Origin of the sequence: Bacillus sp. JJ634 (genome assembly GCF_036962285.1) — a bacterium.
Lineage (GTDB): Bacteria > Bacillota > Bacilli > Bacillales > DSM-1321 > Peribacillus > Peribacillus asahii_A.
Map to the genome: position 1 here is coordinate 1 of NZ_JBALMU010000046.1, position 26,831 is coordinate 26,831.

A 26,831-nucleotide genomic window follows, 5' to 3' on the forward strand; every position below is an offset into this window, starting at 1 on the left:
ACCCTTATTGCTGTATCATTGGCTCTACTTACTTGTCAGGGCAGTTGATATACATTAGGTGAAAAGTACGGGGTTAATTAGATGTCACTTTGTTAAACTGTGTATGGTGGAACTTCTCAAGATGATACAGAGTTAGAGGTGAACGAATGAAGAAGAAATGGACCGTAATCGTTTAGCGGAATTATCATATCGCGATGATATTACTGAGACAGATATTAAAAACGTACTTAAAGAGGAATATAAAGTAAAAGAAGTACCTCCCTTTACTTTATATGTAAGAGTTTCAGCCCTTTTTTACAACCATTGTCTGCTTAAATGATATAGATTTATTGATAAAATCAATATCTGACCAATTCAAAGCAAGTACTTCCACTTTTCTTGCTCCGGTAAAATCTATAAAGTGAAGGATCGTAAATGTTTTATAAATTACCTTTTTTATAGGGTTTTTTAGTTCCTGAACCATATCTATTAGCATCTAAAAAATTTAAGATTATAGACCCATTTTTTAAAACATTTCCATTTGGTACCATGTATAAATGGGCATGACTTTTTCATCATTCATATCGGAATAAACTATTAAAAAGGGGCTGAAATTATTGTCCTATTTATCATATTTGCAATCAGAACTTCGTGAGAAACAGGAACAGCTTATACGATTAAAAAATTGTGTCTCTGAGTTAGACGGTTTACAGAGTGAGTTTATTCAAAATCAAAAACTAATCAAAGATCCAGAGCTTACTTCTACTACGTGGAAAGGGACGTTAGCAAATAAATTTCTAGAAGTTCGTGAAGACATCTCCTTTTCATATAAAGATATTTCTCAAACACAATTGAACACCGCAATTACGACAATTGAAAATAAAATCGAGTCTATAAATGCTGAAATTCAATCTTTGCAAAGTAGTATTGCAGCTGAAAAAGCACGGCTTGAAATGGAAGAAAGAAAAGAAAGGGCGGAAAATTATGACCCAGGAGATGAAAGTTCGTTATGGAGATGTTGAAGATGCAATCTCCAAAATAGAAAATGCCTCAGATACATTTGAGACATCCTTAATGAAAGAAATAGCTAGCGGAAATGAGTTAGAAGTTGTCAATAAATTAAATGAATTGAACAACATGTTAGAAGAAGTAGGTCAAAGTTATAAAAAAGTGTTAAAAGAAAACAATCAATCCGTTATAAGGTCTTTACAACATTTAAAAGAGGCTGATCAAAACATCTCATCCTCAATTAAGGCACGTTAGGAGGTAAAGGCAATCTCATGAAGACACTTGATTCTCACCCTTTACATAATGGTATCGAAGATTTACTAAAGAAAATCAAATCACAAATGGATCAGCTTAAAGAACTTGAAAATTCAATTGACAACTTTTCAGGTCTCGATGATTCTTTTAACGGTAAAGGCGGTAAAGCGATACGTGCCTTTTATCAAGATTGGCATGTCCCGATCTTATCCTTTTATCAATTTACTTTAAAAAACTATGAAAAAGTTCTTACTAAAATAAAAGCAGCGGCTACTGAATTAGAATCACATCCAAGCGGTTTTATTCGCCAAAGTTTTCTAGAAGGTGAACTAACAAATGGCCTAAATAAAATAAAACTCGTGACAACTGATCTTGTGGATGAAGCGAATCGTACCATGGATAAGGTGAATGATATTGTTTATGCCCCACGGCTTAGTGATGCCCAATTCCACAGTCATATTCAGAGAGCAGATAAAGAAATAAATCAAACCATTGGAGATCTAAATACTTTTGACACTACTCAAACCAATGAACTTAATACGGTGGAACAAGACATTCAATTGATGAAAAATTATATTAGTGAAATTGAAGGAATGTTTAAAAGTGGAGAGTTAAGTATCGAAAGTTATAATATTAATCAGCTCAAAGAAAAACCAATTTACTCCAAATTAGAAACGGAAGTAAAAGAAACAACGGCTCCTGTAACATCTCTATTAAGTGACTCTACGGTAAAAAACGATACAAAAGATGCAGGTTTCCACCCTACTGAATTTGATCCGTATGCACCTATTGCAGGGATGAATTGGTTTGGTACGTCCAGCGAAGCAATTGCTGTAAGTCAGACCATTGCCAAAACGTTCAAAGGATACGAAGTCATTCGAAACGATAAGAAGATAAAAATTACCGATGGAAAAGTCATTCAAAGGAAAAAGAGACCTGCAGGACGACTACGTGCTAAATATAAAATATACGACCGTACAAATATTAAAGATCAAATGAAGAGAGGCAATTATGTAAAAGCTGCTGAATTTGCAAACGTCAAAGGTGCGGCCCATGCAGCATTAAAAAGTAGTCTAACAGCAGCGAGTATCGGACTTGATGTATTCTCTGATACTAAATCAAATGTAGAGGAAGGCGCATCAAAAACGAAAATTACTGGTGATATTTTAGGTGATATCGCAGTTGGCGTAGGTACAACAGCAGCTGCTGCTGGACTAACAATCTTTGTTCTCCCAGTAGCTGCACCGGTTGCTGCAGTAGCCGCTGCTGGTTTTGTTGCATCTGTTGGATTAACTTATTTTACAGAAGGAGTCAAATGGAATACGGATACGAATAAAGATGGAGAAGATGATAGCATTAAGGATATGGTAAAATATGGATTTTGGAAATCGATTGGAACTGTAGCGGGGTGGTTAAAATAGACAGCATGACAAAACCATATAATGAAAAAGCTCTTACTCGTTATCTAAATGAACGACCTACTATGGACAATCGTTCCACTACATTATTTGGAATATTTATTTTTCCTATTCCATTTATTATCGGCCCTTTGTTGGCACCACCATTCCATTTATTTTATTTTTTATTGATCGTGACACCTATCATTTTACTTGATATATGGGCTGGCATATATCGATTTAGCAAAAGCTATCATTATACTACAAAAAAACAGCCACAAGATACTCAATATTATCTGATTCGTGGAATCTTCGGTTGTTTAGCGTCATTAGGCTGTTTTTTAGTGACACAAAAATATGCATATACTGTATTACAGTTTGAAACTCCGTTGTATTTTATTCTTACATTGTTAGGGTATGTGATCCTCCTAATCTTACATTTTAAAACAAAGATTAACAAACTAAAGGAAGCTCCATCAAAAAAGAAAAACAACAACTCTCGTATGAATAAGGCTGGAATCGCTGGTACAGCTTCTGCACTTGGCTACTTAGCATGTAATCTAGCGTTAAGCGTTGTTTCCGAGAATACAGGGGTCATCATTTTTATGACCGTCTTGCTTTATTTATCTATAATTATTATGCATTTTATTTTAGAATTGCATAGATTCATGTTAATCAAAAAATATAATTCTATGACAAAAGGGTGACGATATATGACTGAACAAAAGTACCTACCAAACGGTTCAATCGTTTTAGTAAAAGGTGGTACGAAAAAGCTAATGATTTATGGGAGAAAACAGCTTTTACTAAAAGAGAATGAGCAAATGTATGATTATCTTGCTGTTCCCTATCCTGAAGGCTATATTAATCCGGATTATTCGTACGTATTCAATCATTCCGATATTGAAGAAATTATCTTTTACGGTTTTACGGATAAGGAAGAAAATGAATTTCAACATGTTTTACAACAAGCGTAAAGCATAAGGAGGAAGAGCTTTGTTTTTTAAGAAAAAGAATAATGAGAATGTAGATAAAGACTTGTACAGTTTAGCCATCATGACAGATGATGAAATGGACGAAGAAGAATTCTTTGAGCTATCAGAAAAAATAATGGATCAAGTAAATAATATCGGCGTGGTTTCTCATATTACTCGTAATGAATGGTACCCCGAGCAGCTTCAAATGCTAGATCAGCATTATTCTCCAGTTAGCTCAGCTAATCCATGTTTTATTATAAACCTTATTGTACATGAAGAGATAAATGAAGCAATAAAACAGTTAGAGAAAGACCATAAGTGGAAAAAGTTATTTGGTTGGCTCTCTATGAGCGATTATATGGAAGTTGAGGACCAGGCACAATTAAACTTTAAAAATACCGTATATTGTACAGATGACGCTGATAAAGTGATTGAATTTTTAAATAGACAACCTTTGAAGCGATAAATAAATGACAATGGAAGATTTATTCGAGGATTAACAACATTTCAGCCTTCTTTTATGGAAGGCTCTTATTATGCTGATAAAGTACTTGATGGATTATCAGAACTACTGTATCGCAAATAAATTTATTACTTAAATACCCCCTTCTTACTCCTCTAGTTTTTATCTTTATCGTAATCCCCAAGTTTTGTATAATGAGTAATCATCCCTTACTGCTCCTCATCTGATACAGCATGTACAGCTTAATGGATTAGATGGATAATATATTATAAAAAGAAGATGGTAAATGAATGGACCTACAGATTAACCCAAATCATACGACATATAGATTATTTATCAATCTACCAGTAGACCAAACTATTATGGTTGGCAAATTAGGCACATTTCTCTTCAAAAAGGGTGTATATATCTATGTAGGGAGTGCCAAGAAAAATATCGCTCATCGAATGAAGCGCCATTTAACACAGGAGAAAAAGAACAGGTGGCATATCGATTATGTGCGTGAACATGGAGAGGTATTTTATTATGATACCTTTGAAAATAAAGAAGAGTGTGCATTAGCAAGTGAAACAATTCGTTCGTTCAACGGGCAATGCCCATACCGAAATTTAGGTTCTTGAGATTGTCATTGCTATTCCCATTTGATTTACTGTCCTGATTTTAATGGGTTTAGTGAGAAAATCCATAAATAGCGAACAGCGCGAGGAACCGTTCGCTAATAATTGTTTTTTCTCATAGAAAAAGGGCCAACCTCCAACAAGGAATAATGTTGGAGAAAGCCCAAATGATGTATTAAGCAATAATATATCTTCCAAGAACGGAAACACATATCCTCACTTTTTTCATGTATCTTCTCAATCCAAAGTGCCTCTTAATCCAGCCGCGGGTGCCTTTATCGGTGGTGCGGCCGATGCTTGGGTAGGGGATGCTGTAGCTGGTTTCTCCGAGAATGTCATTCGAAAAGGACCAAGAACAGCTATCAAAGAAACTGGAGAGAAAATGAGTAATGGTGCCAAAAAAGGCTTCGAATGGGCAAAAGGTCTATTTAAATAGTCTTTAATATATAAGAGAGAATCTATTTTAGAAAAAACTTAACAAACATATTAGAAAGTGTGAATTCTCATGGAACAACAATATATTATTACTCTTGAAGAGTTAAGTTTTTCATTAGCATACTGTGGTTATGATGGTATGGCAGCGGGCATGCTGAGGGAAAACTTAGGTGATATATCAGAAGAAAGCTGGGAAATGGTACTTCAAACTGCTGCAAGAAGTCTCTACTCAAAAGGGATATTATTAAATTTAAATGAAGACAGCATTGACGATTCTTTTGTTGACGGGTTCAAAGATTTGCTAGATGATATGGCCAGCTCTGCATATATGATTCGATGTTATAATGAAAACGAGAATGGCCAGTTTGTTCTAACCGTTCATCAAGGTAAAAATGGCTTAGTCTACCATTTAGTCTCTAATCAAATTATCCATATATTAAACTATATCAACAGTGAAAGATTAAAAGAGGAATTGACGACATTCTTTCAACCCAATTTTAATCTTAGTGCAAATCACTTATCCTTCTCCTGTAATGAGGAAGACTTTCATTTATTAAATGAAAGCCTTGAGAATAATGAGGATTTTAATTCTATTATCCATTCAGGTCGTCTATTAGGAGAAAATTCACTAGCATTAGAGACGTATGTTCAGGATTATAAACAACAGCAGGGCAATTTCGTAAATATTTCACTCATTAAAACGGAAGAAAATGAGCTGCCTGCCTTTAAAGAGGTTTATTTACTACTGATCGGGCATGAAAGAACTTGGAGCATTCACAATTCAAACCTAGATAAAAATCAGGATCCTCAATTGATGATACAGGCACTAAGTAAGTCAGATTGGCAGGGTATGCTTAATCGTCTTATTACATCCATGCGAGGTGAATTATGAAGGTAATTAAATATCGTAAAATCGTTGCGCTAGGACGCCTTTTCATTGCTTTTTTTATAGTGTCGTTGTCCGTATCATTACTTTATCCGGCGTTTAATTCAGATGCTATTGCTCCTCGTAAGGTACTTTTCTTTCTTGCGGCTGCTGGGGGTGTCTTATTTTTCGGAAGGATCCTGGTACTATTAATATATGTATTATTCAAAAATCCAACGATGTTTTCATATGATGCCACTAAGATTATGGTGGCAGATAAGAAGATCATTCGAAAAGACATTATAAAGATTGAATTGGATAGTCGAGCACCTACTGGTATTTTAGGGGTCAAGACCTTGGCATTTGCTCTTCGTTGCAAGGATAAAAAAACGGTACTTATTCCAACTTATTACGTTTTAACAAAGAAAGAACAGATGGAGATATTTAATACTTTAAAACAATATGTCAGTAATCATAAGAATATAGAAATATTTAAATGACAGCAACAAAGCAGGGGGATGGTCCTCTGCTTCTTCGTAGCCTCGATATCGAATTCAGAAATTCTAATTACGTCTGCATTGGTGAGAAGAGACTGAGTTGGATGATGCTCTGAAAAGTCTTATTTCATAAGGATAGTTCACGAAGGATTTATGTCATAGAAAAAAGGAGAGTGATCACAGTGATCGGCTCTCCTTTTTGTCATTTTTACTGCGTAAACGTTAAGTAGCCCCCAAATACTAGATGGATGGTGTATTTCGGGACTATGTTTTGTTTGCTTCACTTTTTATCGGAACTCTGCATGCTGAGAGTAAACTAGATGACCACGGCAAGACTTTATCTATTTCTTTTTTATTCGTTAGATCCATATTTGGTAGCGTTTCAAACAAATAGCGAAGATAATGATAGGGACTCAAAATGAAGTAATTAATATAAAACAAATTAAAGAAGAAGACCTCAAAAAAAGAGGTTTACTCCTATTACAGCAATGAAATAGCGAAAGTTAATCATATTCGTGTAAAAGGAGAGCCGCTTTATAGTCAGAAATTTAAAGGAAGTTTATATGTAGGGAATATTACGGTATTAGGGGACCGAAATACGCCCGAGTTTCCTGATGTGACTCAGACAGGCTTTGTTGGTTTAGGAGTTCTAAATAAAGCTCAAGAAATGATGTATAAAATTTATTATCATACAGTGGAGTCAGAGAGTATGGCGTAAAGGAGCGTAGGGGCTTGAACTGTTCCCAAATTCGCTAAATGATTCCAACGATTAAATTTGAAAATAAAAGAATCTAAACCCTTAATGAGTCTAGATTCTTTACAGGCTGCTGAGAGGTTCCTCGACAGCCTATTTTAATGCTTATAGAAAGTCATTAATGTTTTCGTTCACCCAAACATAGATTTTTTCTCTTACGTCTGCATCGTTTGCTCCGTGTTGTTCTGAAAGAGCGATAATTTCAGCTGGCAGCTGCTCGATTACTTTGTCTACTTGCTCGTCTGTTGGCGGCATTCCTAACGCGTCAATAAAGCACTCTTGAATAATTTCTTTCATGTCTGTTCCTCCGTTAAGTAAAATAAATGGACTAGCTTCCTTTTCAAATTTTAATTGAATTTTATATAAATTGAAACATATTTCAGCTTTAGTTAAAAAAAATACCCTAATCCGTTGATTTTATGATTAGGGAGGAGATATATAAGGAAAAAGGCTGCCCCTTTTCATTTCGGGACAACCTTTTTTTTACACGGTCACGAGTTGTCTAGTGTTACTTGATTCTTTTGTTTTTAATAATACAGTTATTTCTGTTAATAGTACGACTTCTTCATATTGATTCGTCATAGTAAATTTGAGGGTGACTTTGCCGCGGCCAGGATTTGATGCTGGTGTTAAATTGACAACTTCTACTTCTGTATATAACACATCATTCTTTCTAACAGGTGCTGTAAATTTAACATAGTCAAGACCTTTCCCAACAATGAATTCCTCACCTAATTTATTTAAGCGAATCCATTGTCCCCACATCTTACCAAGAGTTAGAAAGCCAGAGCTGATGATTCCGTTAAACATGCTATTTTCAGCATATTCTTGATCGACATGGATTGGTTGAGGATCGTATTTCGTTGCAAAATCGGCAATTTCTTCTGATGTCATTAAAATAGGTTCACATTGAAAACGTTGACCAAGTTTAAATTCTTCGAAAAACATTAAGATTCTCTCCGTTCTTTTGTTTGGTGTGTTATGTAACATGTTACACATTTTATTTTTAATACGATATTTTACAACTATAAGTTTAAATTAAAAATTTACGTTAGTAAAATACTAATTTTAGATTGGGTTTCTAATTAATATTTTTGTTAATAAATAAGGAAAGAATACGGGGGAATTTAATATAAAGGAATAAAATGCCTGATATATCAACAGTTTCATTTCTTCTTTATATGAATGAATTGTCTGTTGAAATGATAAATAGAACTTTTTTGTAATATTTTTTATAAATTACATAATTTTCTAATATAATTTTAAGTGTCAATTATGATTATTGATTATAAAAGTCATGGAATATACGACTATTTTTTGTACTACTACAGTGATTAATTTGACAAGGGAAGGTGAATGAAATTGTTATTTGAAAATTTATTATCTTACCTTGTTGTAATGATTATTATACTGATATACAACAAGGTGTATAATTTCATTTTCTTTTTCAGAAAATATGTAGGGAGGGAATGAATAGTTATTTGTTCAAACTTACTCATATCACAGTAGTAAAGGGATCTTCTGTAATAAATCTGCACAAAAACTTTGTTACATCGTTTTTTGTGTATAAGAAGATGCAGAGGAAAATAAAGAGTTATCATGGTTGTTGAGCCTATTGATAAGGTTGTGGATGTAATAAAACAGAATGGTTTTTGATATGAAACGCTATAAACTTGTTTTAAAAAATGCGGAGAAGGTCTATCCCTTTTTCATTTGAAACACTGTATTTAAAGTATTGCGAAAAAGTAGTTTGAGCGGTACGAGCAACCACTTTTTGGGGGCCGATTCTAAAAAAAGTAATAATACTGGTAAAGTTTTTTATTGATTTTTTTATGAGAAAGATGTTATGTTTTATTTCAAGGAAATATTGAAATGAATTCAAGAGTTTTTCTATTTTGGGGGAAATGGGAATCATTGGATTTAGGAATCTTTCTATTTTGGGGAAAATAGAAGTCGTTCATAATTTTCAGTATTTTCTATATTTTCTATTTTTGGGGAAATAGAAAATGATACATGGGAACAAGGGGGAACTATAATGAAAAACAGATGGTTAATTGCTTTATCGGCTATTGCGATTCATCTCTCAATTGGTGGTGCATACGCTTACAGTGTATACAAGCTACCATTAGTTGAAACGATGGGATGGACAGCCACACAAGTAACTGTAGCATTTACAATAATGATGGCGCTTGCAGGAACGTCTGCCGCCTTTTTTGGAAAATTTGTTGAAAAGAATGGTCCGCGAAAATCAGCTATGGTAGCCGCAATTCTTTTCGGTGCAGGACAAGCTGGTTCAGGACTAGCTGTCATGATGGATTCAGTAACACTTTACTGGTTAACTTATGGATTATTAAGTGGTCTTGGAATGGGGATTGGATATATCTCACCAGTATCAACACTGATTAAATGGTTCCCGGATCGTCGAGGATTAGCAACAGGTATGGCTGTACTTGGTTTTGGTGCAGGTGCTCTTATTACAGCTCCAGTAGCCGCTAACCTTATGCAATCTGTAGGTATTTCAACTACGTATTTTATTTTAGGTGCAGGCTATTTTGTATTGATGTTTTTAGGTGCTTCTTACATCACACCGCCTCCGGCAAATTATATGCCAGAGGGAATGAAGCAAGCTATTGACACTGGTAAAAAAGAAGTAAAGAAAGATTTACGACAATTAACAGCAAGAGAAGCAGTGAAAACAAAGCATTTCTGGATGCTATGGGCAATGAAACTTATTAATACGAGTGCGGGGATTATGATGATTTCGGTCGCTTCTCCAATGGCTCAAGAGGTAGTTGGCTTATCAGTTGCTGGCGCCGCTGCTCTAGTAGGGATCATGGGAATCTTTAATGGTGGCGGTCGACTTGGTTGGGCAGCAGCTTCTGATTATCTTGGTCGACAAAATGTTTTCATCGTCTTCTTTGTTATTCAAATCGTAGCGTTCTTATTACTACCAATTACAACAAACGTTTTAATATTCCAAGTATTGATTTTATTAGTTGTTAGTTGTTATGGTGGAGGATTCTCTAATCTTCCTGCTTTCGCTGGAGATTTATTCGGAACAAAAGAAGTTGGTGCAATCCATGGTTATCTATTAACAACTTGGTCATTAGGTGGAGTGTTTGGACCGATATTAGTAAACGCTATTAAAGGAAGTACAGGCAGCTATGTTCCTGTTTTCTATACGTTCTTTGGATTAATTACGGTTGCTTTTATCATTTCAATTTGGCTTAAAATGGACATTAAGAAATTCCAAATGAAGCAACAAGTAGTTAATGAACAACCGGTAGGAAAGGCTTCAAGAAAGACTTCATAATGGCAGTTAGATGTTTCTAGACTTTAATCCGCAGCAGTAAAGTTTTGATTTATAATTAATTAAGACATTATCCATGTAGTTTCCTTATCATGAGATGGGAGATACTTGGGTAGTGTCTTTTCTTGGTTTAGTAAAAAATTTTTGGTTGAGTAGGATTTGGACGAGAAAACGCGAAATATATATTGTTAAACATAATAATATAGGAGGCGTTTATGAATCATTTAAAGAAAGTGATAGGTATATTATTAGCGATTACATTAGTTGTTAGTGTATCCTTTCCTGTCAACGCTACAAAGACTACAACGAAGGTTAAAACGGTAGATTACGTAGCGCTAGGCGATTCGTTAGCAGCAGGAATAACACCGGATGGAATTCTGGATTATAGTTATACCGATTATGTAGCTTCAAAGTTTGAGAGTAGTAAATTATATAAGTTAGTGGATTACGATAATTTTGGTGTTTCAGGGTATACATCTGTTCAGCTGAAAAATGATGTTTTGAAAAGCAGCAAGATTAGAAAAGAGATAAAAGCAGCTACTCATATTACAATTGATATTGGAGCCAATGATCTTTTAGCTAAGCTTAAAACAGATCCAGCCACCGCTGTGGAGGCAATTCCTGAAGTGAGTGCTAATTTGCAGACTATTCTTAGTACGATTGATAAATTGAATCCAAAGGTTAAAGTGTATGTTATGGGATATTACAATCCTTTCGTTTATTATCCACAAGAGCAGCAAGAGGCCATGTTACCGCTGTTAACTAATCTGAATGCTCAAATTAAGTCTGTTGCGCAAAAGAATAAAGATACATATGTAGCGACGGATATAGTCATTCAAAAGAAGGCTAAAACGTATCTTCCCAACCCTAATAATATTCATTTAAGTAAATCCGGATATAAAGTAATAGCAAACGAGTTTTGGAAAGTGATTTATAAAAAGTAATCAGTATATCCGTTGTGTTCTCCTCTAATGTTAAGTTAGGGGTTTTTTTATTGACGATTTTATCTCTTATATAGTTTTACTTTATCGTATACGATGCAATTTTACTAAAATAATATATTTGTAGTATTTGGAAAAATATTTGTGTTACAATTTATGGAAGGGGGTGCACGCATGAACATAGTGGGAATAGATGTAGCTTTCCCGACGTTTATAACGAACAAATCCGGGGAAATTCTTGAAGTAAATGAAGTGATGAAGCAACAATTAGGTATAGAGGTTTGTGATAAACATGTGAGCGATGTATTTTCTGAATGGAGCGTCTCTAAGGATCGATGTTTGGCACTGGGGAAAATGAGAGAGTTCTCTTGTGTGTTCATCATACAAAGGCTTAGTGAAGACCGATACATGTGTGCTGGAGTTTTTTCACAAGAAATTGATTATATATTAAACGAGATAGATGTCCTTCAAAAAATGAATCGACATTTAGATGCCGTTATTGAAAATTCTTATGATGGTATTTATATCACGGATCGCGAAGGGAAAACAATTAAGACAAACTCTGCTATTGAGAGAATAACGGGTATTCCAAAACATTATTACATAGGAAAGAACGTCGATGATTTAATTAAACGAGGGATTTTAGAATCATCGGTTAGTCAGAGGGTACTTGAACAGAAAAAAAGTGTTTCCCTTGTTCAGCCAAATCGAGCAGGGAAAGAAACGTTATTAACAGGTAGCCCGATTTTTAACGATGATGGAGAAGTGGAAGCGGTTGTCACGAATATAAGGGACTTATCAGAACTAATGGAACTGCAAACAGCCCTTCGAAAAGCTAATGAGTTAAACAAAAGCTATCAAAAAGAAATTGAACGATTAAAAGGAAATCAAGAAAACGCCTTTTCTCAAATCGTGATTAATAGTGAAAAGATGAGACAGCTGTATGAGGTTGCTGAACGTGTATTGAATGTCGATACAACCATCTTAATTTTAGGACAAACTGGGGTCGGAAAGGATGTTTTAGCGAAGTTTATTTACAATCAAAGTAATCGGAGGATGCAAGGTAAATTTATTAAGGTGAACTGTGGGGCGATTCCTCCTGATTTACTGGAATCAGAGCTGTTTGGCTATGAAGGCGGTGCGTTTACGGGAGCTAATAAACAAGGGAAACCTGGATTGTTTGAATTAGCGGATATGGGCGTTCTATTTTTGGATGAAGTAGGTGAATTGCCGCTGAATCTGCAAGTTAAACTGCTTCGGGTCATTCAAGAACGTGAAGTACAAAGAATTGGTGCAGTTAAGTCAAAGAAAATCAATGTTCGAATTATTGCAGCGACAAACCGGGATTTGCGTGGAATGGTAGCGGATGGAACTTTCCGAGAAGATTTATTTTATCGCTTAAATGTGATTCCCATCTCGATTCCTCCTTTAGCTGAACGACGAGAAGATATTGTACCGTTAGTTTCGTATTTTTTACAAAGTATGAATGAGAGATATGAACTGAATAAAAGTATAAGTGAAGAGCTTAGGTCTTTTCTTTATCAATATCATTGGCCGGGAAATATACGAGAGCTATCTAATTTAGTTGAAAGACTTGTATTGCTGACACAAGACAATGTCATTACCGTTAAACATTTACCTTCAGAATATCAAACAAATATTTTATCTTCTTCATCTATATCTTTAGATTCTGTAACTTTAAAAGAAGCAATTGAGCGAGCTGAAAAACAAGCGATTGTATGTGCTATGGAGCATTGTACGACAACATATGAATTGGCACAGCGACTAGATACGAGCCAACCTACTGTTGTTAGAAAGTTAAAGAAATATAATCTTTCTTTATAGGGCGAGAGTTGATTTTGTTTATCCCACTCTTAACGGGCAGTAAGACTCCCACCGATGGAAATTTCACTTTATATGTCATTAAATTAAAAAGGCTGAAATTCTTAATTTATTAAGGGTTTCAGCCTTTAGTTCGTACATGATATTTTAAAAACTATTTTTAATCTGCAGAAATTGCTCCGCCAGCTAGATAGGATGTAATGATGTGGGAAAATCAATTTGGATTTATATAGCCTCACTCTCCTAATTATCTTAGAATTTGTATGACAAATTATCAGGGACGATAGAGTTTTTATTGGTTTTTTGTAACTTATATAATATTTATCTAAAAATTTTTAAATAAAGCTGGAAATTTGTATGACAAGTTTATATAATTATTACAAAATTATCCAAAATTATAAAGCGGGAAAGGTAAAAAATGATGTCTCCAAAAGAAAAGATTTCGCAGATTATTTCTAGAGAATTATTGCAAATGATAGAGAAAGGAAAATATTTACCCGGGGAAAAGCTGCCGACTGAAATGGAATTAGCAAGTCAATTTGGAGTAAGTCGAGTGCCAATTCGAGAAGCTTTAAGTGTTCTGCGTGCTTCTGGGGTCATCACTTCTAGGCAAGGGGGAGGGAGTTATGTTGAAGAATCGACGAATACAGCTTTGCTGCAAGGAATTAAAGTTGAAAGTAATGATGTTCAAAGTATTAAATTCCTATTTGAAATGAGGAAAGCGGTTGAGCCGGAAGCAGCTTATCTCGCTGCGATAAGAAGAACACCGGAAGAACTAGAGGAAATGAAGTTGATTTTACACCAGCTTGAAAAAGAATCTGTAGAAGAAGGAAAAAGTGGCATAGAGGCAGATATTGATTTTCATCGTTCTATTGTCCGTGCTACTCATAATCCCATTATGATACAGACCATTGAAAATCTTTCGGTATTATATGAAAAAGCGTTGAGTATTACCCTTCAGCCTAATACAGAGTTAGCGCATAAAAGAAGAAATGTATTTAGGGAACATCAACGTATTGTTGAAGCGATTGAACTTGAAGAACCGGAACTTGCACGTGTTCAATGTTCCATTCATTTAAGGAATGCAGAGAAAAAACTAGGCCTTTTTATAAAGGACTTTATTTAGAGGAAGATGAGGAGAATTGAAAATGCTTACATCCAATCAGATTATGGAGATTAATCATATTGTACAAATTGGCAGAGTGTTACTGGATGAACATGACCGGTATAGTTATTCGTTCGATGCTTCCTTTGGTACGTATCTTCCGGATGCCGTCGTTCAAACGAAACATGTGGAAGAACTTGCGGGGCTTGTGAAATTTGCTAATCAGGAGGGCATTCCGATTTATCCGCGTGGCCAATCTACTTCATTAAGCGGTGGACCGCTTCCGGTACAAGGAGGAATTGTCATTGATCTATCCGTGATGAATGATATCTTGGACATTGATGAAGAAGATCTTGTCGCAGTTGTTTCACCAGGTGTATTAACGTCAGCCATCCATAAGGCGGCAGAGGAGAAGGGATTGATGTATCCGCCTGATCCAAGCAGTTCGCATGTGTCTACTATCGGAGGGAATATGGCGGAGAATTCAGGAGGTCCAAGAGGGTTAAAGTATGGAGTCACAAAAGATTATGTGATTGGTCTTGAAGTCATTACACCTGAAGGGGAAATTATTCAAACTGGCGGAAGAACAGTGAAAAATGTAACGGGTTATGACTTGACGAAGCTTATCGTAGGTTCAGAGGGGACGCTTGGCATTATTACGAAAGCGATTCTTCGGCTTATTCCGAAACCTCCAGCTACTGCTACTCTAATGGCTATCTTCTCCAACCTAGTAGATGCAGGGAGAGCTATTTCTAACATTCTCTCTTCAGGTATTTTGCCGTCTAAGATGGAATTGATGGATCAAGCTTCGATTATTGCTGTTGAAAATTATCAACCGATGGGACTTCCAAAGGATGCGGAAGCGATTATTTTATTAGAATTAGATGGTCATCCTTTAGCGTTACAAGATGAAATTATCCAAGCAGAGCGATTATGCTATGTTGTTGGTGCGAGTCAGGTTAAAATTCCGAAAAATGATATGGAAAAAGAGGAAATCTGGAGAGCAAGAAAGCTTGTATCGCCTGCGATTGTGAGAATCAAGCCAACAAAAATTTCCGAGGATGCTACCGTTCCGCGAAGTAAGATTCCTGAAATGTGTGAGCGGCTTCAAGAGATTAAGAGACGCTATCAAGTTCACTTAGTGCTGTTTGGTCATGCCGGAGATGGAAATCTGCATCCTAATATTATTTGTGATAAAAGTGATGCAGAGGAGATGGAGAGGGTAGAGAAGGCGGTAGCTGAAATCTTCACGGCAGCAGTGGAGCTTGGAGGTACTTTATCGGGTGAGCATGGAATTGGTAATATGAAGGCCCCTTTTATGGAAATGGAGCTTGGAACAGTAGGGTTAGATATGATGAAGCGGATTAAAAAGGCGTGGGATCCTAATAATATCATGAATCCGGGGAAGATTTTTCCTGAACCAGGACAAAAATTGGAGTTGAAGTAGATGAATGAAACAATGGAGCAATTACGTCAGGAGTTTCAATATGACAAGACAAACCAATGTGTTCAATGTGGCTACTGTCTCCCTGTCTGTCCTACATATATGAGTATGGGGAAGGAGACTCATTCTCCACGCGGCAGAATTAATCTCGTAAAGATGGTCGGCGAAGGAAGAATCACAGATCTATCTGTCTTGGAGGAGCCTCTTAGTCTATGTCTAGGCTGCAGAGCATGTGAAACAGCCTGTCCAACAGGTGTAGAGTATGGAAGTATTTTAGAATCTGCAAGGGCGGCCTTGGTTAAGAGAAAAACCTTTTCTTTTCCAACTCGTCTAGTAAGAAAAATGATGTTTAAAAAAGTCTTTCCGAGCAAAAGCTTAATGAACTTTACGGGTCATTCTTTTTGGCTTTATGAAAAAACAGGAGTACAAAAGCTGATGAGAAAGTCCAAACTTTTGCATAAGCTTCCTCATCATTTAGGCGAATTTGAAGCGATTATGCCAAAAGCTGCATCACCGAAACAACGTGCTCACTCTTATTCATATGTAAAAGCAAAAGGAGAGCGTAAATATACGGTTGCTTTTTTTACAGGCTGCATTATGGATGCGATGTTTCATAAAATTAATGATTTATCCATTCGATTATTGGCTGAAGCCGGCTGTGATGTCTATGTAGTGGATAAGCAAACATGCTGTGGTGCTTTACATGCTCATTCAGGCGAAATGAATGATGCTAAGGAGCTGGCTAAAAGAAATATTATCGCTTTTGAAGAAATAGAAGCGGATTATATTGTGAATAATGCTGGCGGATGCGGAGCGATGCTTTATGAATATGCTCATCTTCTTAAGGAAGAACCGAAATGGAAGGAGCGAGCGTCTGTCTTTTCTGCTAAATCAAAAGATATTAGTCAAATTCTCATCTCTTGTGGAGGAGTTCCAGACTTAAAAATAAGAGAGAATGAGCGAGTCACTTATCAAAGGTCTTGTCATATGACGAATGTTCAAAAAGTAACGGCGGAACCTGTTCAGCTGTTAAAAGGAATACCTGGTATACAGTTTGTTGAAATGAAGGAAGCAAATATGTGCTGCGGTTCAGCAGGAATCTATAATATGGTGAATTACGATGAATCTATGAAAATACTAGATGAAAAAATGAAGCATATGAAAGAAACAAAAGCGACTGTCATTATTACAACAAATCCTGGCTGTCTCCTTCAAATGAAATTAGGAATTGAGCGAGAAAGTTTATCTTCATCTGTCAAAGCTCTTCATCTTATTGAATATTTAGCTGATGCTGCTGGAGTAAAGTAAGGATATTTCTATGCTGAGCAGGAATGTTTTTGTATGTATTGATAATCACTGTGCATTTGTTGAGATTAACAGCGTATTTAAATAAACATTCTTATGTCGTTGTAACAAGTTGAACATATATAGAGTCAACTTGCTGTGACTGGAAAATATAATAGTTTTATTTGAAATGGAGCCTATCAGATAGGCTTTTTTTTATTTAAAGCTGTTGTGCAGGAAGTTGTTGATTTTTGGCTTAATCGTGCAAAATCATGTTTTCATGGAGCTGAGCGAATATGAGCTGAAACTTGTTTTTTCAACAATTATTGTGTGATTCAAAAATGAAATGTCGATTCATTTTTGAATCGAGAGAATCTGCCAGTAATCTATGTTTTTGATTCAAATATAAATCGACAAAGAATAGTAGATTAGGAAAAATGAGGGAATTCAAGGGATTTCCTTTTGGCACACTTCTTGCATTATGTATATAGTATTCCAAATTATTAGGAGGGATTGACATGTTTACGACAGTAAACCCAGAAATTGAGCAAATTAGACAAATGGTTAGAAACTTTGTAGAAAATGAAGTGGAGCCGTTTGCGCAGCAAATTGAAGAAGAGGATAGAATTCCGGAGCATTTAATCGCGCAAGCAAAAGAACTTGGATTATTCGGAATGAGTATCCCTGAAGAATACGGTGGAATTGGATTAGGAATGGTTGGAAAAGCTGCAGTTTTGGAGCAGTTAGGAAGAACACATAACGGATTTGCTACGTTGATTAGTGCTCATACAGGTATTGGAAGTACAGGACTAGTTCGTTTAGCTTCTCCATTTTTAAAGGATAAATATTTACCGGAGCTTGCGACAGGCAGAAAGACAGCGGCATTTGCTTTATCTGAGCCAGGTGCAGGATCAGATGCAACCAACTTATCGACAAGAGCAGAAAAGGTAGGGAATAAATGGATTCTAAACGGAACAAAGCATTTTATTACAAATGCACCGATTGCTGATGTCTTTACGGTTTTTGCACTGACAGATAAAGATAAAAGAGCAAAAGGTGGCATTACGGCTTTTCTAGTAGAAAAAGATTTTCCTGGTTTTACAATTGGTAAAAAAGACAAAAAAATGGGGCTGCGTGGTTCATATACCGCACAATTAATTTTCGAAAACTGTGAAGTTCCGGAGGAAAACGTTATCGGTGAAGTCGGAATGGGGTATATGGCCGCTTTAAAAATTCTTAGCGAAGGCCGCATTGGGTTGGCTGCACGAGCAGTTGGATCTTCTCAAAAATTAATTGAATTATCAGCCGCATATGCGAAGGAAAGAATTCAATTTGGAAAACCGATTGCCTCGAACCAAGCGATTCAATGGATGCTAGCGGATATGGCGACGGAAACAGAAGCAGCGAAAACTTTAATGCTAAAAGCAGCACATATGGTGGATGAAGGGAAAAAAGTAGTGAAAGAGTCGTCTATGGCTAAATTGTTTGCATCGGATGTCTTTAATCGAGTGGCAGATAAAGCGGTTCAAATTCATGGCGGAATGGGATATGTATCCGATTATCCAGTGGAGCGTTTTTACCGCGATGCCCGCATTACACAAATTTATGAAGGAACAAATGAAATCCAAAGATTGATTATTTCTAGAAACGTGCTTGACGAAAATTAATCTCTAGAGAGTGAGGCGAAGGTATGCGTTGGATAGTTCTCTTTTTATTGTTTTTGGGTATGATTGTTAACTTCGCAGATAAATCGATCATTGGATTGGCAGCGGTTCCAATTATGGAAGATTTCAAGCTATCCTATGCAGAGTGGGGACTTGTTGGAAGCGCTTATTATTGGTTATATCCTGTTACTGGAATTTTTGGTGCAGCATGGGCAGATAAAGTAGGAGCCAAAAAAGTATTAGGGTTTCTAATGTTAACATGGGCTGTCCTTCAGTTCGGAGTAATCGCCATTACAGCCCTTCCATTATTGATTGTATATCGCCTCTTATTAGGTGCATTTGAAGGACCATTCAGTCCTGTCGCTTATAGTCATGCAGATAAATGGTTCCCTCCAAAGCAACGTGGATTTGCGAACTCTGTTGTTGTATCTGGAGCGACAGTTGGCGCGATGATTGTTGCCCCTCTTCTTGTGGCAATGATTACAGCGTGGGGCTGGAAATATGCTTTTGCTGCACTAGGTCTTGCAAGTCTTGTTTGGGCTGTAGCCTTCCAATTCTTAACGAAAGAATCACCAGTGGAAGCGTATGAAAAAGCTAGGAAGAAGGCTGCCCCTGAAAAATTTAAATTAAAAGATCTCAAGTATATCCTTACATCACGCGTCGCTTTATTTACGACATTTGCTTATTTTTCAACGTATTTCATCGTTGTCTGGTTGGCGACATGGTTACCACTTTACCTTGTTGAAGTAACAGGAATGAGTAATGGACAAATGGGCTTTGCAGTAGCGGCCATCGGTATTGCGTCTGTTGCAATTTATATGGGAGTGTCTATATTATCTGATGCTTTATTTAAGAAAAACCAAAATTGGAAAGTGTCACGTGTATATGTGACGGGTGGCGCGATGTTTATTGGCGCGTTGGGTATGTTATCCATTCTAGTGTTCCATAATCCGATTTGGGTCATTATCGCGATGTGTTTAGCGAAAGGACTTACGTATGCGATTCTGCCGATTGGTCCAACGATTATGATTAATGAAATGCCGGAACGCCGTGGGCTTATGACAAGTATTCTAACTTCTTCCGGTAACTTGGCTGGTATCGTTGCCCCTGTTTTAACAGGTTTTATTGTGAATATAGCAGCTACAAAAATATTTGGATATAACCTGTCCATTGCCTTTATGGCTGTGCTTGTTCTTATTTTCTCCGCATTGTTTATGATTTTCGTCAGACCTACTGAGCAAGTTCAATCAGACGAATCAGAGTTATCGGAACAGGTTGGATCGTAAAAGGAGGGTGAGGTAATTTTGGAAACGGAACAAGTAAAGCCGTGGAACAAATATTATGAAGAAATAAAAGATACGTTTCATATTCCTCATATTTCGTTATATAACATGCTTGAAGCCTCTGTTCAGCGATTTGGAGAACAGCCGGTTATTATTTTTGAGGATCGAGAAATTACGTATCAAGAACTTAAGCGAAGAGTGGATTGTTTAGCTCAAGCATGGATGAATAAGGGGGTACAGCAGGGAGATAGAATTGGCATTATGGTAACGAATCATCCAGATTATATCGTTTCCTATTATGCAGCTCATGCACTAGGAGCGATTGTTGTTCAAATCAACCCTGCTTATACGCCGAGAGAATTGCTGCAAATTGTCCAAGATTCTCATGTTGCTTATATCGTGGTAGATGCTCGTTCTGTCGCAACGGTTGATACGATTCGTGAAGTCGTTTCTTTTAAGCATATTACGTTATCGACAACTGTAAATGCTTGTGAAATTGGATGGGGGGACTCGATAAATGAATTAATCGAGTCAACTTCTCCGCTTCAACACGCTGCATCGATTAACCCGGTAGAAGATGTTGCAATTATTCAGTATACAGGGGGAACGACAGGGAAAGTGAAGGGTGCGATGTTAACGCACTATAACTTAGTTGCAAATGTCTATCAAAGCTTTGTTTTATATCGTCAACGAGTGGAATTTGGGCAAGAAACGGTTCTAACTGTAACTCCTCTCTATCATGTGTATGCGATGACAGCTGCTATGAATCTAGGGATTTATTTAGGTGCTAGGTTGCTAGTCATTGAGAAGTTTAATGTAGATCAAGTTCTTCAACAAGTAAAAAAACATCGACCAACGATGTTTCCAGGTGTGCCTAAAATGTATATCTCGTTTGTTAATCATCCGAATGCGGCTGCTTCGGGGTTAGAATCATTAAAAGTTTGTTCGTCAGGATCGGCTCCTTTGCCTGTAGAAATTATTCATAGGTTTAAAGAGCTGACAGGAGCCTCTATTTTGGAAGGGTTCGGTATGTCAGAAACATCACCAACTACACACCGTACACCAATCAATGGAGAACACAAGGTTGGGAGTATCGGTATTCCTGTACCTGAAACGGATTGTAAGATTGTGGATGAAGATAATAAAGAGCTTGGTGCCAATATGGTAGGCGAACTTTTGATTAAAGGACCTCAAGTGACGAAGGGGTATTGGAATAATGTGTCTGAAAGTGCCCAAGCGTTGCAAAATGGCTGGTTGCACACAGGAGACCTCGCTACGATGGATGAGGAAGGTTACTTTTATATTGTTGGAAGAAAGAAGGAAATGATTATTTTAGGTGGATTTAATATTTATCCTCAGGAAGTAGAAGGAGTCTTGTATGAACATCCAGATATTCAGGAAGCGGCCGTTGTCGGAATACCTGATCGAGAAAATGGCGAAATGGTGAAAGCTTATGTTGTTCCGAAAAATGGCTGTACACTCGATCTTGACGAAATTCGAGGGTATTGCTATACAAAATTAACGCCATACAAAGTTCCGAAAGTCATTGAAGTAAGAGATCAATTACCGCGAAATGGTGTAGGGAAATTACTAAAACGTCTATTAGTTAAAGAAGAAATGGAAAAGGGAGGCAACTGATGATGGGAACTCAAGAAATTAAACAAGTAGGAGTAGTTGGAGCTGGAGCGATGGGGTCACAAATTGCGATGGTTACGGCTCTTGGCGGATATCCAGTCGTTTTACAAGATATCGCAATAGAAAGCTTACAAAAGGCCGAAGCTTTTCTAAGAGAACAAATGGCAAGACGTGTGAAAAAAGGGAAATTTACAGAAGAACAGGTTGAAAGCGCATTCGCTAGGCTTACGTTTACAACGGAACTAACAGACTTACAAACTAGTGATTTAGTTATCGAGGCAATTGTTGAAAAGTTAGAAGCGAAACAATCGTTGTTCCAGCAGCTAGATCGTATTGTGCCAGAGCATACGATCTTAGCAACGAACAGCTCGACTATTGTAAGCTCTAAGTTAGCTGATTCCGTTCGTCGTGCTGAGAAAGTATGTAACATTCATTTCTTTAATCCTGTGCTTGTTATGGATCTAGTTGAGGTCGTAAAAGGACCGCATACATCTGATCAAACAGCGGAAAAGAGCGTCAATTTTATTAAATCGATTGGTAAGATACCAGTGTTATTAAAGAAAGAGATTTCGGGCTTTATTGCGAATCGTATTCTTGGAAAGTTAATGGATGAAGCGGTTTTCTTATATGAAAATGGCTATGCCTCACATGAAGAAATCGACCTTGTTGTGACGAAGGCACTAAATCATCCAATTGGACCATTTGCTCTTATGGACTTAACGGGTATTGATGTGAATTACTTTGTACGGATGCAACGCTACTCAGAAAGTGGTGATGAGAAAGACCGACCAGCGGCTGTTGTAGCGGCGAAAGTAGAAAAAGGGGAGCTAGGCAAGAAAACGGGTAAAGGTTTTTATGAATACGATGAGAACGGAAAACGCATTGAACAAAGAGTCTAAGTGATTGGGGAGAGAGAAATGAAGAACATTACAGTAATTGGTGCAGGCACGATGGGGAGAGGAATTGCTCTTGCTTGTGTACAGGCAGGATATGATGTTGTCGTACAAGATGTAAGTGAAGAATCTTTACAGAGATGTGAAACGTATATTCGCAAATTTACAGATTCTGTGTCCATTCAGTTTGAAACAGATTTACAACAAGCGGTAAAATCTGCTGATTTAGTGATTGAAGCTGTACTAGAACTGATGGATCTAAAGGTGGAGATTTTTAAAGCACTTGATACATTTGCTCCTCCACACGCTATACTCGCTACGAATACATCAACAATGAGTCCTACAGAAATTGCTTCACAAACATCTAGGCCGGGTCAATGTATCGCTCTTCATTTCTTTAACCCTGTTCATAAGATGAAACTCATTGAAGTTATTTGTGGACTTGAAACAAGTGAAGAGACGATCCAAACGAGTATGGAGTTTGGACAAAGCCTAGGTAAAGAGTGTGTGAAAATCAATGAATTTCCTGGTTTTGCTGCCGGTCGAATGAATTGCTTAATTGGAAATGAAGCGATGAATATGGTCATGGAAGGTGTAGGGTCTATTGAAGATATCGACAAAGCGATGAAGTTAGGCTTGAATCATCCGATGGGCCCGCTTGAACTAGCTGATTTAGTCGGCCTTGATACACGGTTACGTAATATGGAATATTTATATGCAACATTAGGGGAGAAATATCGTCCTTGTCCAATTCTCAAAAAATATGTGAAAGCAGGCTGGATTGGCAAAAAAGCTGGTCGTGGATTTTACAGATATGACAAGGAGGGCAATAAATTATGAGTCTAGCAATCAGTGAAGATATTCAATTACTAAAAAAGAATGTTCGTGATTTTATTCAAACAGAAGTAGAAGCGGTTGCGATGCAAATTGAAGAAGAAGACCGCATTCCGGAGAGAATTGTTCAGTTATCTAAAGAGATGGGGCTGTTTGGACTAAGCATCCCAGAAGAGTATGGTGGACTAGGAGTTGGCATGGTCGGAAAATGCGCCCTTTACGAAGAAATTGGTGCGACACATAACGGCTATACAACACTGATTGGGGCACATACGGGAATTGGTACGGTTGGAATTGTCGAGATGGGCAATGAAGCGCAAAAGAGAAAATATTTGCCCGATATGGCTGCAGGGAATCGAATTGGTGCCTTTGCCTTAACAGAACCGCAAGCAGGATCGAATGCGACGAATTTGAAAACAACGGCTGTTAGAAAAGGTGATAAATATATTTTAAACGGCTTGAAACATTATATTACCAATGCTACCGAAGCGGATATATTCACAGTGATGGCTGTAACGGATCCGTCAAAAGGTGCGAAAGGAATTACTTCTTTTATTATTGAAAAAGATTTTCCAGGTTTTCATGTAGGAGCTGTCGAGCGAAAAATGGGTCTGCGTGGATCTCACTCCGCAGAAATCATTATGGAAGATTGCGAAGTACCTGTTGAAAATGTGTTAAGTGAAGAAGGACAAGGATATGTCAATGCACTTAAAATTTTAGCCAATGGTCGTGCAGGTTTAGCCGCTCGAAATTTAGGTTCTGCTCAAAAATTACTTGACTTATCGATGATGTATGCCAAAGAGCGTATTCAATTTAATGTGCCAATTATTGAGCATCAAGCTGTTGCCCATATGTTAGCGGAAATGGCTGTTGATATTGAGGCTCTAAGATCCTTTACATATCGCGTGGCCCAGATGGTCGATGAAGGGAAGAAAGTTATTAAAGAAGCAGCGATGTTAAAATTATTTGGTTCAGAAGTATACAATCGTGTTGCCGATAAAGCGGTACAAATACATGGCGGCATCGGCTATATCGCGGACTACCCAATTGAACGTTTTTATCGTGATGCCCGTATCACACGCATTTATGAAGGGACATCAGAAATTCAAAAAAATATCATCATTGGTCAATTAAATAAAGAATATAACTAAGGGGGAAGAAAAAATGAAAAAGAATCGAATTGTTATTGTTGATGGAGTACGTACACCAATTGGACGTTATGGCGGGGTATTAAAAGATGTAAAGTCGGGATTCTTAGCTTCAAGAGTAATTGAAAGTGTACTAGAAAAAGCGAATGTGTCTCCAACAATTGTGGATGAAGTAATCTTAGGAGAAGTTCGTCAAACGTCAGAAGCTTCCAATGTTGCTCGTGTTGCCGCACTGCGAGCAGGTATTCCTTCAAGTACACCAGCTTTCACCGTTAACCGTCTTTGTGCATCTGGTATGCAAGCTATTGCTTCAGGTGTTCAACAAATTCAATCAGGTCAGGCGAAAGTTGTCATTGCAGGCGGGACAGAAAGCATGAGTAATGCACCGATTTTCATTCGCGGTTCACGCTTTGGCGGCGATCAGACTCAGCTAGTCGATTCCAATAAAGAAAATGGACAACAGCCTCAAGAGACGTACGGCTATCAATTAGGTATGGGGATAACAGCAGAAAATGTTGCTGAGAAATATAACGTTTCACGAGAAGATCAAGATAAGTTTGCCTATGAAAGCCAACAGCGTGCGGATCGAGCAATTAAACAAGATGTATTCCGTGAGGAAATCGCTCCAGTAACGGTTCAAGTGAAGCGCTCAACGGTTGTTGTGGACACAGATGAACATCCACGTCCAGAAACGACATTAGAGAAACTAGGAACACTGAAACCTGCTTTCAAACCAGATGGTTCGGTTACAGCAGGAAATGCATGCGGCCGTAACGACGGAGCAGCAGCGGTCTTACTTATGTCAGAAGAAGAAGCAGCTGCTCAAAATCTTCAACCATATGCAGCTATCGTAGATTGGGCAGCGGTTGGTGTACCACCAGAAATTATGGGAATTGGGCCTGTACCAGCTGTTCAAAAATTATTAGAACGTACTGAGTTAACAATTAACGATATTGATTTATTTGAAGTAAATGAAGCCTTTGCTTCACAAGCGCTAGCTGTTCAGAGAGAGCTAGGAATTGATCCTGAGAAATGCAATGTAAATGGTGGAGCAATTGCACTAGGACATCCACTAGGTGCAACAGGTGCACGTATTGTCGTGACATTAATGCATGAATTAAAACGAAGAGGCGGACGTTATGGAGTTGCAGCTCTTTGTATAGGCGGCGGACAAGGTATGGCGATTCTTATTGAAAACCTACAAACTAATTCATGATGAGAAAGGGGGAATCGAAATGACCATTTATGAAACAATTGTAGTTGAACGAGAGGGAAATCTAGCTTATATCATTATTAATCTACCAGAAGTAAGAAATCGACTAAGTAAGGAAACGTTAGCGGAGATTGTAGAAGCACTAGAAGAACTAAAGAACGATCGCGAAGTCGGTTGTGTCGTGTTCCGTGGACAAGGAGACAAAGCTTTTGCAGCGGGCGCTGATATTAACCAGTTGAATGCGCGTCAATCATTGGATATGTTACAAGCCGGAGGAATGCAAGAAGTCTATGATTATATTGAATCGTATGAAAAACCGACAATTGCGATGATTAATGGGGTTGCGCTAGGCGGCGGCTGTGAATTAGCGATGGCTTGTGATATTCGCCTAATTGCAGATCATGCGAAAATGGGATTGCCGGAATTAAATTTATCGATTATTCCAAGTGCTGGTGGAACCCAACGACTTACACGACTAGTTGGGAAAGGAAAAGCAATCGAAATGATTTTACTAGGGAAATTTATTTCAGCGGAAGAAGCGAAACAGATTGGCTTAGTGTCTGAAGTCGTTCCACTTGCTGATTTAAAGGCTAAGGTAGAAGAAACAGCGAAACAAATTTTAGCTAAAGGTCCTCTTGCCGTGAAGCTTGCGAAGATTGCGATTCACTTAGGCTCAGATGTTGATATGAAAACAGGACTCATGATTGAGCGCCTTGCTCAAGCAGTTCTCTTCTCTACAGAAGATAAAACAGAAGGAACAGCGGCCTTTATTGAAAAAAGAAAGCCTGTATTTCTATCGAAGTAATGAAATAAAAAGACCATTCCGTTATAATAGGGAATGGTCTTTCCTATTGTTTGATAAATCATAAAATTCTTGAGCTCCTGTTGGGAATTTCGATATCCATTTCAAATATCCTCATGTTAATACAGTAAATTCCACTAAATAATAGTAGAATATTTGACTAAAACTATCGAATATAGTCAACCT

At 37.3% G+C, this 26,831-nt stretch carries 26 protein-coding genes and 1 pseudogene; 25 read left to right on the forward strand and 2 right to left on the reverse strand.

The window, feature by feature from the left end:
• The first annotated feature begins 596 nt into the window (after positions 1-596).
• The 11 genes and pseudogenes from V7068_RS08585 to V7068_RS08635 form a co-directional block, all read left to right on the forward strand.
• Positions 597-1,001 carry a YwqH-like family protein gene (locus V7068_RS08585; RefSeq protein WP_499712284.1) on the forward strand — a complete coding sequence of 135 codons (405 nt, stop codon included), beginning with the start codon at positions 597-599 and terminating at the stop codon, positions 999-1,001.
• Complete coding sequence (locus V7068_RS08590; RefSeq protein ID WP_499712286.1) at positions 964-1,242, forward strand: DUF5344 family protein; 279 nt, start codon at positions 964-966, stop codon at positions 1,240-1,242. The genes V7068_RS08585 and V7068_RS08590 overlap by 38 nt, the downstream gene beginning before the upstream one ends.
• Before the next feature lie 17 nt (positions 1,243-1,259).
• On the forward strand, positions 1,260-2,663 hold the full coding sequence (locus tag V7068_RS08595; RefSeq protein ID WP_499712288.1) for a ribonuclease YeeF family protein: 1,404 nt from the start codon (positions 1,260-1,262) through the stop codon (positions 2,661-2,663).
• 5 nt (positions 2,664-2,668) lie between these two features.
• The gene (locus tag V7068_RS08600; RefSeq protein ID WP_499712290.1) at positions 2,669-3,346 is read left to right on the forward strand and encodes a hypothetical protein; all 678 of its coding nucleotides are present in this window, start codon (positions 2,669-2,671) and stop codon (positions 3,344-3,346) included.
• A 6-nt stretch (positions 3,347-3,352) separates the two neighbouring features.
• Positions 3,353-3,616 carry a DUF4176 domain-containing protein gene (locus tag V7068_RS08605; RefSeq protein WP_499712292.1) on the forward strand — a complete coding sequence of 88 codons (264 nt, stop codon included), beginning with the start codon at positions 3,353-3,355 and terminating at the stop codon, positions 3,614-3,616.
• A 19-nt stretch (positions 3,617-3,635) separates the two neighbouring features.
• Complete coding sequence (locus V7068_RS08610; protein ID WP_499712294.1) at positions 3,636-4,082, forward strand: hypothetical protein; 447 nt, start codon at positions 3,636-3,638, stop codon at positions 4,080-4,082.
• Between the two features lie 287 nt (positions 4,083-4,369).
• Entirely contained in the window at positions 4,370-4,699 is a 330-nt protein-coding gene (locus V7068_RS08615) for a GIY-YIG nuclease family protein (RefSeq protein WP_499712296.1), read from the forward strand.
• Positions 4,700-4,943: 244 nt separating this feature from the next.
• Positions 4,944-5,132, forward strand: coding sequence for a hypothetical protein (locus tag V7068_RS08620; RefSeq protein WP_499712298.1), 189 nt, complete (start codon positions 4,944-4,946; stop codon positions 5,130-5,132).
• A 69-nt stretch (positions 5,133-5,201) separates the two neighbouring features.
• On the forward strand, positions 5,202-6,023 hold the full coding sequence (locus V7068_RS08625; RefSeq protein WP_499712300.1) for a YfjC family protein: 822 nt from the start codon (positions 5,202-5,204) through the stop codon (positions 6,021-6,023).
• Positions 6,020-6,496 (forward strand): hypothetical protein, encoded by a 477-nt coding sequence (locus V7068_RS08630; protein ID WP_499712301.1) that lies wholly within the window; start codon positions 6,020-6,022, stop codon positions 6,494-6,496. Before V7068_RS08625 ends, V7068_RS08630 begins: the two co-directional genes overlap by 4 nt.
• A 451-nt stretch (positions 6,497-6,947) precedes the next feature.
• Positions 6,948-7,211 (forward strand): annotated as a pseudogene (locus V7068_RS08635) (hypothetical protein); the annotation flags it as partial.
• 141 nt (positions 7,212-7,352) lie between these two features.
• On the opposite strand, the gene V7068_RS08640 reads toward V7068_RS08635, so the two are convergent.
• Both V7068_RS08640 and V7068_RS08645 read right to left on the reverse strand, forming a co-directional pair.
• The gene (locus V7068_RS08640) at positions 7,353-7,544 is read right to left on the reverse strand and encodes a hypothetical protein (protein WP_499712303.1); all 192 of its coding nucleotides are present in this window, start codon (positions 7,542-7,544) and stop codon (positions 7,353-7,355) included.
• Between the two features lie 186 nt (positions 7,545-7,730).
• Positions 7,731-8,195: a MaoC/PaaZ C-terminal domain-containing protein gene (locus V7068_RS08645; RefSeq protein WP_499712304.1), complete on the reverse strand. Its 465-nt coding sequence runs from the start codon at positions 8,193-8,195 to the stop codon at positions 7,731-7,733.
• Between the two features lie 1,084 nt (positions 8,196-9,279).
• On the opposite strand from V7068_RS08645, the gene V7068_RS08650 reads away from it, so the two are divergent.
• From V7068_RS08650 to V7068_RS08715, 14 genes are all read left to right on the forward strand, one after another.
• A complete protein-coding gene (locus V7068_RS08650; protein ID WP_499712323.1) occupies positions 9,280-10,560 on the forward strand; it encodes an L-lactate MFS transporter in 1,281 nt (426 codons plus the stop codon).
• Positions 10,561-10,772: 212 nt separating this feature from the next.
• Positions 10,773-11,501 carry a GDSL-type esterase/lipase family protein gene (locus V7068_RS08655; RefSeq protein WP_499712306.1) on the forward strand — a complete coding sequence of 243 codons (729 nt, stop codon included), beginning with the start codon at positions 10,773-10,775 and terminating at the stop codon, positions 11,499-11,501.
• 171 nt (positions 11,502-11,672) lie between these two features.
• Positions 11,673-13,343 carry a sigma-54 interaction domain-containing protein gene (locus V7068_RS08660; RefSeq protein ID WP_499712308.1) on the forward strand — a complete coding sequence of 557 codons (1,671 nt, stop codon included), beginning with the start codon at positions 11,673-11,675 and terminating at the stop codon, positions 13,341-13,343.
• Positions 13,344-13,758: 415 nt separating this feature from the next.
• Positions 13,759-14,466, forward strand: a complete 708-nt coding sequence (locus tag V7068_RS08665; RefSeq protein ID WP_499712309.1) for a FadR/GntR family transcriptional regulator — start codon at positions 13,759-13,761, stop codon at positions 14,464-14,466.
• A gap of 22 nt (positions 14,467-14,488) precedes the next feature.
• Complete coding sequence (locus tag V7068_RS08670) at positions 14,489-15,892, forward strand: FAD-binding oxidoreductase (protein ID WP_499712311.1); 1,404 nt, start codon at positions 14,489-14,491, stop codon at positions 15,890-15,892.
• Positions 15,893-17,197 carry a (Fe-S)-binding protein gene (locus V7068_RS08675; RefSeq protein WP_499712313.1) on the forward strand — a complete coding sequence of 435 codons (1,305 nt, stop codon included), beginning with the start codon at positions 15,893-15,895 and terminating at the stop codon, positions 17,195-17,197.
• Between the two features lie 494 nt (positions 17,198-17,691).
• Complete coding sequence (locus V7068_RS08680; protein WP_127759539.1) at positions 17,692-18,840, forward strand: acyl-CoA dehydrogenase family protein; 1,149 nt, start codon at positions 17,692-17,694, stop codon at positions 18,838-18,840.
• Positions 18,841-18,863: 23 nt separating this feature from the next.
• A complete protein-coding gene (locus V7068_RS08685; protein WP_499712315.1) occupies positions 18,864-20,123 on the forward strand; it encodes an MFS transporter in 1,260 nt (419 codons plus the stop codon).
• Positions 20,124-20,141: 18 nt separating this feature from the next.
• The gene (locus V7068_RS08690; RefSeq protein ID WP_499712317.1) at positions 20,142-21,758 is read left to right on the forward strand and encodes a long-chain-fatty-acid--CoA ligase; all 1,617 of its coding nucleotides are present in this window, start codon (positions 20,142-20,144) and stop codon (positions 21,756-21,758) included.
• Positions 21,759-21,760: 2 nt separating this feature from the next.
• Complete coding sequence (locus V7068_RS08695) at positions 21,761-22,654, forward strand: 3-hydroxyacyl-CoA dehydrogenase family protein (RefSeq protein ID WP_499712325.1); 894 nt, start codon at positions 21,761-21,763, stop codon at positions 22,652-22,654.
• Between the two features lie 18 nt (positions 22,655-22,672).
• Positions 22,673-23,488, forward strand: coding sequence for a 3-hydroxyacyl-CoA dehydrogenase family protein (locus V7068_RS08700; RefSeq protein WP_499712319.1), 816 nt, complete (start codon positions 22,673-22,675; stop codon positions 23,486-23,488).
• Positions 23,485-24,633 carry an acyl-CoA dehydrogenase family protein gene (locus tag V7068_RS08705; protein ID WP_252293882.1) on the forward strand — a complete coding sequence of 383 codons (1,149 nt, stop codon included), beginning with the start codon at positions 23,485-23,487 and terminating at the stop codon, positions 24,631-24,633. Before V7068_RS08700 ends, V7068_RS08705 begins: the two co-directional genes overlap by 4 nt.
• Positions 24,634-24,646: 13 nt before the next feature.
• A complete protein-coding gene (locus V7068_RS08710) occupies positions 24,647-25,846 on the forward strand; it encodes a thiolase family protein (protein ID WP_499712321.1) in 1,200 nt (399 codons plus the stop codon).
• A gap of 19 nt (positions 25,847-25,865) precedes the next feature.
• Entirely contained in the window at positions 25,866-26,648 is a 783-nt protein-coding gene (locus V7068_RS08715) for an enoyl-CoA hydratase/isomerase family protein (RefSeq protein ID WP_403149844.1), read from the forward strand.
• Positions 26,649-26,831: the final 183 nt, after the last annotated feature.

Excerpts from the sequence above, each read along its gene's own strand:
- V7068_RS08705 (WP_252293882.1), top strand. The coding sequence starts at position 23,485 with ATGAGTCTAGCAATCAGTGAAGATATTCAATTACTAAAAAAGAATGTT.
- V7068_RS08670 (WP_499712311.1), top strand. The coding sequence starts at position 14,489 with ATGCTTACATCCAATCAGATTATGGAGATTAATCATATTGTACAAATT.
- V7068_RS08600 (WP_499712290.1), top strand. The coding sequence starts at position 2,669 with ATGACAAAACCATATAATGAAAAAGCTCTTACTCGTTATCTAAATGAA.
- V7068_RS08660 (WP_499712308.1), top strand. The coding sequence starts at position 11,673 with ATGAACATAGTGGGAATAGATGTAGCTTTCCCGACGTTTATAACGAAC.
- V7068_RS08700 (WP_499712319.1), top strand. The coding sequence starts at position 22,673 with ATGAAGAACATTACAGTAATTGGTGCAGGCACGATGGGGAGAGGAATT.
- V7068_RS08655 (WP_499712306.1), top strand. The coding sequence starts at position 10,773 with ATGAATCATTTAAAGAAAGTGATAGGTATATTATTAGCGATTACATTA.
- V7068_RS08630 (WP_499712301.1), top strand. The coding sequence starts at position 6,020 with ATGAAGGTAATTAAATATCGTAAAATCGTTGCGCTAGGACGCCTTTTC.
- V7068_RS08710 (WP_499712321.1), top strand. The coding sequence starts at position 24,647 with ATGAAAAAGAATCGAATTGTTATTGTTGATGGAGTACGTACACCAATT.
- V7068_RS08685 (WP_499712315.1), top strand. The coding sequence starts at position 18,864 with ATGCGTTGGATAGTTCTCTTTTTATTGTTTTTGGGTATGATTGTTAAC.
- V7068_RS08595 (WP_499712288.1), top strand. The coding sequence starts at position 1,260 with ATGAAGACACTTGATTCTCACCCTTTACATAATGGTATCGAAGATTTA.
- V7068_RS08695 (WP_499712325.1), top strand. The coding sequence starts at position 21,761 with ATGGGAACTCAAGAAATTAAACAAGTAGGAGTAGTTGGAGCTGGAGCG.
- V7068_RS08625 (WP_499712300.1), top strand. The coding sequence starts at position 5,202 with ATGGAACAACAATATATTATTACTCTTGAAGAGTTAAGTTTTTCATTA.
- V7068_RS08645 (WP_499712304.1), bottom strand. The coding sequence starts at position 8,195 with ATGTTTTTCGAAGAATTTAAACTTGGTCAACGTTTTCAATGTGAACCT.
- V7068_RS08605 (WP_499712292.1), top strand. The coding sequence starts at position 3,353 with ATGACTGAACAAAAGTACCTACCAAACGGTTCAATCGTTTTAGTAAAA.
- V7068_RS08665 (WP_499712309.1), top strand. The coding sequence starts at position 13,759 with ATGATGTCTCCAAAAGAAAAGATTTCGCAGATTATTTCTAGAGAATTA.
- V7068_RS08590 (WP_499712286.1), top strand. The coding sequence starts at position 964 with ATGACCCAGGAGATGAAAGTTCGTTATGGAGATGTTGAAGATGCAATC.
- V7068_RS08680 (WP_127759539.1), top strand. The coding sequence starts at position 17,692 with ATGTTTACGACAGTAAACCCAGAAATTGAGCAAATTAGACAAATGGTT.
- V7068_RS08640 (WP_499712303.1), bottom strand. The coding sequence starts at position 7,544 with ATGAAAGAAATTATTCAAGAGTGCTTTATTGACGCGTTAGGAATGCCG.
- V7068_RS08715 (WP_403149844.1), top strand. The coding sequence starts at position 25,866 with ATGACCATTTATGAAACAATTGTAGTTGAACGAGAGGGAAATCTAGCT.
- V7068_RS08675 (WP_499712313.1), top strand. The coding sequence starts at position 15,893 with ATGAATGAAACAATGGAGCAATTACGTCAGGAGTTTCAATATGACAAG.
- V7068_RS08615 (WP_499712296.1), top strand. The coding sequence starts at position 4,370 with ATGGACCTACAGATTAACCCAAATCATACGACATATAGATTATTTATC.